This is a genomic window from Streptomyces sp. NPDC058375, assembly GCF_042723425.1.
In the GTDB taxonomy this organism is placed as follows: domain Bacteria; phylum Actinomycetota; class Actinomycetes; order Streptomycetales; family Streptomycetaceae; genus Streptomyces; species Streptomyces durocortorensis.
The window spans coordinates 1-9,358 of the sequence record NZ_JBHXJG010000278.1 but is presented as its reverse complement, the minus strand read 5'-3'; the positions used below and the strand labels follow the sequence as shown (position 1 = coordinate 9,358).

9 protein-coding genes are annotated in these 9,358 nt (G+C 72.6%); 1 reads left to right on the top strand and 8 read right to left on the bottom strand.

Annotated elements, in window-relative coordinates; all coding sequences use genetic code 11:
* Positions 1-92: 92 nt before the first annotated feature.
* From ACFWM7_RS30430 to ACFWM7_RS30395, 8 genes are all read right to left on the bottom strand, one after another.
* Entirely contained in the window at positions 93-1,259 is a 1,167-nt protein-coding gene (locus tag ACFWM7_RS30430; RefSeq protein ID WP_383266659.1) for a MalY/PatB family protein, read from the bottom strand.
* Between the two features lie 116 nt (positions 1,260-1,375).
* The gene (fbaA, locus tag ACFWM7_RS30425) at positions 1,376-2,407 is read right to left on the bottom strand and encodes a class II fructose-bisphosphate aldolase (protein WP_383266656.1); all 1,032 of its coding nucleotides are present in this window, start codon (positions 2,405-2,407) and stop codon (positions 1,376-1,378) included.
* A gap of 145 nt (positions 2,408-2,552) precedes the next feature.
* Positions 2,553-3,092 carry an orotate phosphoribosyltransferase gene (pyrE, locus tag ACFWM7_RS30420; protein WP_383266653.1) on the bottom strand — a complete coding sequence of 180 codons (540 nt, stop codon included), beginning with the start codon at positions 3,090-3,092 and terminating at the stop codon, positions 2,553-2,555.
* Between the two features lie 73 nt (positions 3,093-3,165).
* On the bottom strand, positions 3,166-3,972 hold the full coding sequence (locus ACFWM7_RS30415) for an aldose 1-epimerase (protein WP_383266650.1): 807 nt from the start codon (positions 3,970-3,972) through the stop codon (positions 3,166-3,168).
* A 153-nt stretch (positions 3,973-4,125) separates the two neighbouring features.
* Positions 4,126-5,097: an SRPBCC family protein gene (locus ACFWM7_RS30410; protein ID WP_383266648.1), complete on the bottom strand. Its 972-nt coding sequence runs from the start codon at positions 5,095-5,097 to the stop codon at positions 4,126-4,128.
* A gap of 79 nt (positions 5,098-5,176) precedes the next feature.
* Positions 5,177-6,775, bottom strand: a complete 1,599-nt coding sequence (locus ACFWM7_RS30405) for a polyamine aminopropyltransferase (protein ID WP_383266645.1) — start codon at positions 6,773-6,775, stop codon at positions 5,177-5,179.
* A gap of 67 nt (positions 6,776-6,842) precedes the next feature.
* Positions 6,843-7,364, bottom strand: a complete 522-nt coding sequence (locus ACFWM7_RS30400; protein WP_383266643.1) for a DUF2617 family protein — start codon at positions 7,362-7,364, stop codon at positions 6,843-6,845.
* Positions 7,365-7,686: 322 nt separating this feature from the next.
* The gene (locus ACFWM7_RS30395; protein WP_383266640.1) at positions 7,687-7,974 is read right to left on the bottom strand and encodes a hypothetical protein; all 288 of its coding nucleotides are present in this window, start codon (positions 7,972-7,974) and stop codon (positions 7,687-7,689) included.
* A gap of 130 nt (positions 7,975-8,104) precedes the next feature.
* Here ACFWM7_RS30395 and ACFWM7_RS30390 point away from each other — a divergent pair, with 130 nt between their 5' ends.
* Positions 8,105-9,310 carry a pyridoxal phosphate-dependent aminotransferase gene (locus tag ACFWM7_RS30390; RefSeq protein ID WP_383266638.1) on the top strand — a complete coding sequence of 402 codons (1,206 nt, stop codon included), beginning with the start codon at positions 8,105-8,107 and terminating at the stop codon, positions 9,308-9,310.
* Positions 9,311-9,358 lie beyond the last annotated feature (48 nt).

The window sequence follows — 9,358 nt, the reverse complement described above, 5'->3', positions numbered from 1 at the left end:
CGCCCCCCCACTACCCCCCCCCCCGAGTATATACACCCCCCGCGGGCTCTCGTGGGGGGGGGCCCGGGGGCCCCCCCCCCCGAAACCACCGACTACCGCACGGCCTCCACCCCCCGCACCAACGCCTCCACCCCCCGCACAACCTTCTCCCGAGGACACCCCACGTTCAGCCGGACGAACCCCGGCGCCCCGTAGACGGAACCCCCCATGATCGCCACCCCCTCCCGCTCCACCAGCACCCGCTGCAACGCCTCGTCCTCCACCACCCCCGCCCCCCGCAGGTCGATCCACGCCAGATACCCGGCCTGCGGCGGCACCCACCCCAGCTCGGGAAGGTCCGCGGCCAACCGCTCCGCGACGAACCCCAGGTTCCCCGCCACATACGCCCGCACCGCGTCCAGCCACCCCGCCCCCTCCCGGTACGCCGCGATGTGCGCGGTCAGCGACAGCACGGCGGGCGACGCCAGCCCCTCCGCCGTCTCCATCCTCCGCAGGAACTCCGCCCGGTCCCCCGCGTCCCCGATGAACCCGTACGACCCGGTCAACGCCGGAAAGTTGAACGCCTTCGACCCGGAGGTGACGAGCGCCCAACGACCGGAGCCCGCCACCCGCGCCCAGGGCACATGGACGCGCCCCACACCCCCCTCGTGCACGAAGTCCGCGTGGATCTCGTCGCTGATCACGGCGACCCCGTACCGCTCGGCCAGCACGGCCGTCCGGGCCAGCTCGTCGGCCGTCCACACCCGGCCCGTCGGATTGTGGGGCGAACACAGCACCAGCACCTTCGCGTCCGCCCGCGCCAGCTCCCGCTCCAGCGCCTCCTCGTCCCCCACCGGCACCCCGCGCAGCTCCCGCCCGAGCCCGGTGATCGCCTTGCGGAAGCCGTCGTACGTGGGGGCGTGGACGACGACACCGTCCCCCTCCCCCGTCCACATCTGGAGGAGCTGGGAGAGCTGGCTGAGCACGGACGGCCCGTAGACCAGCTGCCCGGTGTCGACCTCGGCGCCGTACCGGGTGGCGTACCAGTGGGCGATCGCCGAGCGGAAGTCGTCCTGCTGCCAGGTGGTGTAGCCGAAGACGCCGTGCTCCAGCCGGTCCCGCAGCGCGGCGAGCACCTCGGGGGCCGTGGTGAAGTCCATGTCGGAGATGGTGAACGGCAGCAGGCCGTCGACCCCGAACCGGTCGGCGACCCCGTCCCACTGGACCGACCAGGTGCCCCGGCGGTCGACGGCGGTATCGAAATCGTAGGGCGCGCCCACAGCAGATCCTCTTCTTTCTCCCGGCACGGCAACGGGCCCGGCCCCCCGAAGGAGGACCGGGCCCGACACCGTGCGTCCGTGCGTCCGCGCCTACGTGCATCCGTGCGGACGGGTGGTTACTTCAGCTTCGTACCCGTGGAGCGCAGGTTCGCGCAGGCCTCGGTGACGCGCGCGGCCATACCGGCCTCGGCGAGCTTGCCCCAGGTGCGGGGGTCGTAGGTCTTCTTGTTGCCGACCTCGCCGTCGACCTTCAGGACACCGTCGTAGTTGCGGAACATGTGGTCCGCGACCGGGCGGGTGAAGGCGTACTGGGTGTCGGTGTCGAGGTTCATCTTCACGACGCCGTTCTCCAGCGCGGTGGCGATCTCCTCGGCGGTGGAGCCCGAGCCGCCGTGGAAGACGAAGTCGAACGGCTGGCTGCCGGCCGGCTTGCCGTACTTCTCGGAGACGCCCGCCTGGAGGTCCTTCAGCAGCTCGGGACGGAGCACGACATTGCCCGGCTTGTAGACGCCGTGGACGTTGCCGAAGGAGGCGGCCAGCAGGTAGCGGCCCTTCTCGCCCAGACCGAGCGCCTCGGCGGTGCGCAGCGCGTCGTCGACGGTCGTGTACAGCTCGTCGTTGATCTCGTGCGTGACGCCGTCCTCCTCACCGCCGGTCGGGGTGATCTCGACCTCAAGGATGATCTTGGCGGCAGCGGCCTTGGCCAGCAGCTCCTGGCCGATGGACAGGTTGTCGGCGAGGGTCTCGGCCGAGCCGTCCCACATGTGGGACTGGAACAGCGGGTTCAGACCCTTGGCGACGCGCTCGGCGGAGACGTCGAGCAGCGGACGTACGTAACCGTCCAGCTTGTCCTTGGGGCAGTGGTCGGTGTGCAGCGCGATGGTGACGTCGTACTTCGCCGCGACGATGTGCGCGAACTCGGCCAGGGCGACCGCGCCCGTGACCATGTCCTTGTTGTACTGGCCGCCCAGGAACTCCGCACCACCGGTGGAGATCTGGACGATGCCGTCGCTCTCGGCCTCCGCGAAGCCGCGCAGGGCGGCGTGCAGGGTCTGGGACGAGGTCACGTTGATGGCCGGGTAGGCGAACTTGCCCGCCTTTGCCCGGTCGAGCATCTCGGCGTAAGCCTCGGGGGTTGCGATGGGCATCTGACCGCTCCTTGGGATGTGCGGGTGTGCAGGCTGTGAGTCCCTGACCTGGGGGCGACGTCATCGTCGCCCCCATCTTCCCAGACTTGCCATCCGGCTCCACCCGGCGGACCCGGTTTCACGTGAAACCGGGTCCGGGGAGGGCTCAGCCCAGGTCGAGGTCGGCCACCGAGTAGACGTGGACGTACGGCAGCCCGGCCTCGGCGACGGCCGGGGCGGCCCCGCGCTCGACGATCACGGCGACGGCGACGACCTCGCCGCCAGCCTCACGGACCGCCTCGACGGCGGTCAGCGGCGAGCCGCCCGTGGTCGAGGTGTCCTCGACGACCAGGCAGCGACGGCCCTTGACGTCCGTGCCCTCGATCCGGCGCTGCATCCCGTGCGCCTTCTGCGCCTTGCGGACGACGAACGCGTCCAGGCTCTTACCGCGCGCGGCGGAGGCGTGCAGCATCGAGGTGGCGACGGGGTCGGCCCCGAGCGTCAGCCCGCCGACGCAGTCGTAGTCCAGCTCGGCGGTGGCGTCGAGCATGACCTGCCCGACCAGCGGCGCGGCCTTGCCGTCCAGCGTGATCCGGCGCAGGTCGATGTACCAGTCGGCTTCCAGGCCCGAGGAGAGGGTCACCTTGCCGTGCACCACGGCCTTGTCCTTGATCTGCTGGAGCAGGTCAGCGCGTACGTCAGTCATGTCCACGAGGGTAAGCGGTGCCGCACGGGCCCACGCCCGGCCCCCATGCCCGGGCCCACCGCCGGGCACCGGGTCAGAGCCGGGCCCAGCTCCAGGTCGTCGCCATCTCCAGCGGGTCGATCGGGGTCACCAGCCGGGGCGCGGTGTTCAGCCCGTTCGGCGGACCGGACTGCGGTTCCACGCAGACGGCCTCGTCCTGCTCGTCGTAGATCACGACCCATTCGCTGCGGCTCTTCACCGTCAGCTCCAGCCGCTCCGGCCAGGTGAGCTTCACGTTCACGCCGTCGGGCATGCCGAAGCAGTCGTCCCACGGGCCGGGCAGCGGGTCGATGCGGTTGCCGGTCGGCAGATGGTCCTCGCCGCGCTCCTCCTGCCAGGCGGCGTCGAAGGACAGTTCGGCGTCCCGGCGGTCGAGGGTGCGGTGGAACCAGGGGTGCCAGCCGGCCTGGGCCGGGAAGGAGTCGCCGTACGTCTCGACGGCGAGGCCGAGCGTCAGCGTGTCCGCGGTCAGCTCGAAGGTCTGCGTCACCCGGCCCTCGTACGGCCAGGGCTCGGCGAGGTCGTAGTAGAAGGCAGCCCGGCCCTCGGCGACGTCGGCGGCCGTGTGGGCGGTGCGCCAGGAGGTGTCCCGGCCGGTGCCGTGGATGGCGTGCGGCGGGGAGTTCGGCGGCAGTTCGTGGAGCGCGTCGCCGTTGCGGAACTTCCCGTACCCGGTACGCCCGCACCAGGGCACCATCGGGAAGCAGCCGTACCGCTCGCCCTGGCGGAGCAGTTCGGTGGACCCGATCCGCAGGCTGCTGATGCGGCAGCCGTGCACGGGGTCGACGGTCAACTCGGCGTCGCCGACGGTCAGCCTGACGTTCTCTTCGCTCCTGCTCACCCGACGACCCTACTGGCCCGCCACCGCCGCCGGCCGCCGCCACCTCGGCCCCCGCCACTACCGGCTCCGGACGCCGCCTCGGCTCGCACCGCCTGCCGGCACCCGCTGTCACCGGCGTCCGTCGCCTCCGCCCTCCGCCACCTCGGCCCTCCGCTACCTCCGGCGGCGCAGCGCCCGGCCCAGCACCACGGCGGAGGCGAGCGCGAAGGCCGCGGCGGGGGCGACCCACCGCAGGGTCGTGCTCGCACCGCCCGCCTCCGGGGAGGGCACGGGGGCGTAGCGGCCGCGCGGGGGCGCGTGGTCGACCTCCTCGGCGCTGCGGCCGATCATCGTGCGGCGGGCGTGCGCGGCCTCGGCGGGCGGTTCGTCCGGAACGGTGAACTCCACCCCGGCGACGGGATCGAGCGTGGGCGGCGGCACGGGCGCGTCGAACACGGACGCGGGGTCGTCGTCATCCACGTCGGCGTCGTCGCCGGCATCGGCATCCGCGTCACCGCCCGCATCAACGTCGGCCTGCGCGTCGGTGGAAAGCTCCTCGGAGCCCTCGCCGCCCTCTCCGGCGACGCCTTCGCCGACCCCGACTGCCTCGCCGGCCCCGGCTGCCTCCTCGTCGCCCGCAAGCCCCTCCGCGACCACCGCGCCGTCCTCGTCGCCGCCGGCGTCAGGGTCCTCCCCCGCGTCCACCTGCCGCGCCGCCAGGGACTCCGTCACCAGCTGCTGGGTGAAGCGGTCCAGGAGCCGGTGGGCGGCCGCGAGCGCCGCGCCCTCCTCCAGCTCGACCAGCCGCCCGTCCCCGTCGGCCGTACCGCTGTAGGCGAGCGTCGTCCCGCCGTCCGCCTCCGTGAGGCCGATGGTCAGGGCCAGCTCGACCGCACCGGTGCCCCGGGCCTCCACCCCCTTCCCGGTGACGGAGAACCGGCCGCCCTCCGGACCGGTGAGCCGCAGCTCGCCCCGGTACGTGATGGTGTGGCCGCCGGCCCGCAGCTTCAGCCGGCCCGCCAGGGGCGACACCGACGCGTCGGCGTCCTGCTGGAGGCCGGGGACGCAGCGGGCGACCCGGGCGGGATCCCCCAGCGTGCGCAGCAGGGTCGGGACGGGAACCGGAACGAACACCTCATGCTCCATGGCAACCGAGCCTAATCGGCCACGGCCCGAACGTCAGCGCTTCGACAGCCGAAAGCCGAGGGCCGCCCACCGTCCCCGCTCACGCGTCCTCCCAGTACCGCGGATGGATCAGCGTCGACGGGATCAGCCCCGGCAGCCGCGCTTCGGCCGCCGCCCGCGCCCCCTCGCGCAGCTCCCGGCCGCCCAGCGACCGCGGTACGGGCCCCTCGGCGGCCAGCGCGGGCTGCGGCACCGGGCCCGGTCCGGCGAGGAGGAATCCCCAGTCCTCCCGCTCCCGTGCGTCACCGCCGCCCCGGTCCGGGCTCGCGGCGAAGCCCGCGTACCGGCCGGTGACGCGGTACGGGCGGGTCGTGAGGCCGCCCGCGCGCACCGAGGCCTCCACCGTCCAGAAGGTCTGCGGCCGGGCCCCCAGCGGTCCGGCGTGCACCACGAGCCGCCCGTCCGGGGCCAGGGCCTCGGCGACCAGCCCGTAGAACTCGGCCGAATACAGCTTCGTACTGGCGGTGACGCCCGGGTCCGGGAGGTCCGAGATCACCACGTCGTACCGGCCGTGGTCGGCCCGGAGCCAGGGGAACGCGTCCGCCCCGACCACCGTGAGCCGGGGGTCGCGGAGGGCGTGGCCGTTCAGCTCGGAGAGGGCGGGGTCCGTGCGGGCCAGTCGGGTGACGGCGGGGTCCAGCTCGACGACGGTGACCGCGCGGACGTCCCGGTAGCGCAGCACCTCACGGGCGGCGAGCCCGTCGCCGCCGCCCAGGATGAGCACCCGGGCGCGGGGCCCGTTCATCGCGGGGTGCACCAGCGCCTCGTGGTAGCGGTACTCGTCGCGGGCGCTGACCCGCAGCCGGCCGTCCAGGTAGAGGCCGAGGGAATCGCGGTCGGTGCCGGTCACCACAACCTCCTGCACCCCGGTCTGCACGGCGACCCGCACCTGGTCCCCGTACACCGCCCGCCGCGCCGCCCGCTCGAAGTCGTCGACGAGGACCGTGGCGGTGGCCAGGACCGCGATCACCGAGACGTTGACCAGGACGAGGAGCCAGCGGGCACGGGGTCCGAGGTCGCGCCGGAACACCCACAGCACCAGCGCGCCGCCCGCCGCGGCGTTGACCGCCCCGGTGAACAGAGCGCCGGTCAACTGGCCCAGCATCGGCAGCAGCAGAAAGGGGAACGCGAGACCGCCGACCAGCGCGCCCACGTAGTCGGCGGCGAAGAGGTCGGCGACGGCCCCGCCCGCGTCCTGCCGGTCGACGCGCTGGATCAGCGTCATCAGCAGCGGGATCTCCGCGCCGATCAGCACCCCGATCGCCAGCGAGAACCCGACCAGGGCGTACTGCGAATCGCCGAGCCAGGCGAACGAGGCGTAGAGCACCAGCGCCGAGGAGCCGCCGATCAGTGCGAGGGCCGCCTCGATCATCCCGAAACCGACGGCGGCATGGCAGCGTAAACGTTTCGCGAGGAGCGAGCCGATGCCCATCGCGAACACCATCACGGAGAGCACGACGGAGGCCTGGGTGACCGAATCGCCGATCAGATACGAGGCGAGCGCGACCAGTTCCAGCTCGTAGACGAGACCGCAGGCGGCGCAGACGAAGACCGCGGCCAGCACCAGGAACCGGCCGGTCCTCGGCCGTACGGGAAGCCGCGCCGCGCCCCCTCGCAGCGACATCTGCTGGTCGATCATGCTGCGAACGCTACGTCACGGCACCGTCGCACCTTGTCACCCACACGGGTGTAAGTGCCCCTGCCGCTCAGGCCGCGGGCGCGGGAATCCGCACCCCCACCCGGGTCCGGGTCACCACCAACTGCCCTTCCTGCGGGTACGCGTGCCAGGTGCGCCACCGCACCTGGCCCTCGGTGCGCTGGGCGAGCATCGCGGTGAAGGCGTACGGGCTGCCGGGGAAGGTGCCCACCAGACCGTGCGGGTGGTCGCTCACCAGAGCGAGCAGCTCCTGCGCGCGCCCGGCGAACTGTCCCTGGGTCAGGGTCTCGACGCGCGCGGCGAATTCGTACTCCCGGTCCCCGAGCCGCTTCGAGACGCCGAGGGGCAGGGGGGTGCTGCTGCCGGGCATACAGGCCACGGTCTCGGAGCAGACCCCGCCGTCCTCCTGGAGGAGCACCTGGTGGGAGGCGCCGAGCAGCCTCAGCTGGAGTTCGGCGCCGTCGAGCCGGAGGTCGAGGACCGCCAGGGCGGGCAGCGGCTCCCGCCCCAGCATCCAGGCCAGGTCGGCGGCGCGGGTATCGGAATAGGCCGTCTGGAGGGTGGTGAGCATGGGTGGGCTCCGCAAACACACATGGACACATGGACAGCAGGACGCCCCCTGAATGACGGTGTGTGGGAGGTGGGGAGCGCCCGATCTGGTCCAACTGGGGTCCGAGGGCTGAATGTTCTCTTCGACGAGGGAATCACGAAGTACGCCGCACTCACAGTGTTTTCGCCCAACTTGCCGTGGTTTCCATCCCCTCGGGGGCTCAACGGTTCACTTGTTCAACCGAAAACGACCGCGTCGCTCAACAAAAAGGCGTCCGGAGGGAGTTCACCCTCCGGACGCCCGGCCTCGGGTCACTGTGGGTGACCGTGCGAGGACGGCCCCGTCAGCTGCTGCCCCCGCCGCAGCCGCCTCCGCCGCCACCCCCGCACGACGAGCCGCCGCCGCAGGAGTGCCCGCCGGAGTGCCCGCCCGAGCCGGAGTCGCCCCACGACCACCAGCCACCGCCGGAGTCGCCACCGCCGAAGCTGTCGCCGCCCCCCGATGCCACGCTCGACGAACGTCGGCTTCCCTTGCGCCTGTTCGACGGCCTGCCGCCGCCGGTGGCCCGCAGAACGGCCAGCAGCACTCCGACGACGGCCGCGGCGATCACTGTCGCGATGAAGACGCCCATGGCCCCCACCCGCCTTTCTTTCCCCCGAAGCGAGGTCCCCCGTCGCTTCCCCGTTGTTGTGTGACAGGGGGATTCCCAAGGCCGCCGCGCGCCAAAGCGGACTTGAGCAACTCCAGAGCTTCGGCCCAGGATGGCGCCCATGACACAGGGACGACCGACCCAGGGAAACCCGGCGCAGGGACGGGGGCCGCTCAACCGCCGCCTCGCCGCGTTCGGCACGACGATCTTCGCCGAGATGTCCGCGCTGGCCGGGCAGACCGGCTCCATCAACCTCGGCCAGGGCTTCCCGGACACCGACGGCCCCGAGGAGATCCGGGAGGCGGCGGTCCGGGCGCTGCGCGCCGGCCACGGCAACCAGTACCCGCCGGGCCCCGGCGTCCCGGAGCTGCGCAACGCCGTCGCCGCCCACCAGGAGCGCTTCTATGGCCTGACCTGGTCCCCGGAGACGGAGGTCCTGGTGACCACCGGGGCCACGGAGGCGATCGCCGCCTCCCTGCTCGCCCTCCTCGAACCGGACGACGAGGTCATCGCGTTCGAGCCGTACTACGACTCGTACGCCGCCTGCATCGCCCTGGCGGGCGCGAAGCGCGTACCGCTCACCCTGCGCGCCCCGGACTTCCGCCCGGACCTCGACGAACTGCGCACCCTGATCACCCCGCGCACCCGCCTCCTGCTGCTGAACACCCCGCACAACCCGACCGGCACGGTGCTCACCCCCGACGAACTGTCCGGGATCGCCGCCCTCGCGGTGGAGCACGACCTCCTGGTGGTCACCGACGAGGTCTACGAACACCTCGTCTTCACCGGGGCGCACCACCCGATCGCCGCGCTCCCCGGGATGCGCGAGCGCACGGTGTCCATCTCCTCGTCGGGGAAGACGTTCTCGTACACCGGCTGGAAGATCGGCTGGGTCACCGGGGACGCGCCGCTGGTGGCGGCGGTGCGGGCGGCGAAGCAGTATCTGACCTTCGTGAGCGGGGGCCCGTTCCAGTACGCGATCGCCGAGGCGCTGGCCCTGCCGGACGCGTTCTTCACCGGCTTCCGCGCGGACATGCACCGCAAGCGGGACCTGCTGGCGAAGGGCCTGCGCGCGGCGGGTTTCCGGGTGTACGAGCCGGAGGGGACGTACTTCATCACCACCGACATCTCCCCGTTCGGCGATGAGGACGCGTACGCCTTCTGCCGCGCGCTGCCGGAGCGCTGCGGGGTGGCGGCGGTGCCGGTCTCGGTCTTCTACGACGACCCGGAGGCGGGCCGGAGCCAGGTCCGGTTCACGTTCTGCAAGAAGGACGAGGTGCTGGAGGAGGCGGTGGAACGGCTGGCACGGCTGGGGTGAGAGCACCCGGGGTACGGGAACGGCCCGGGCGGCGGTCGTGATGACCGC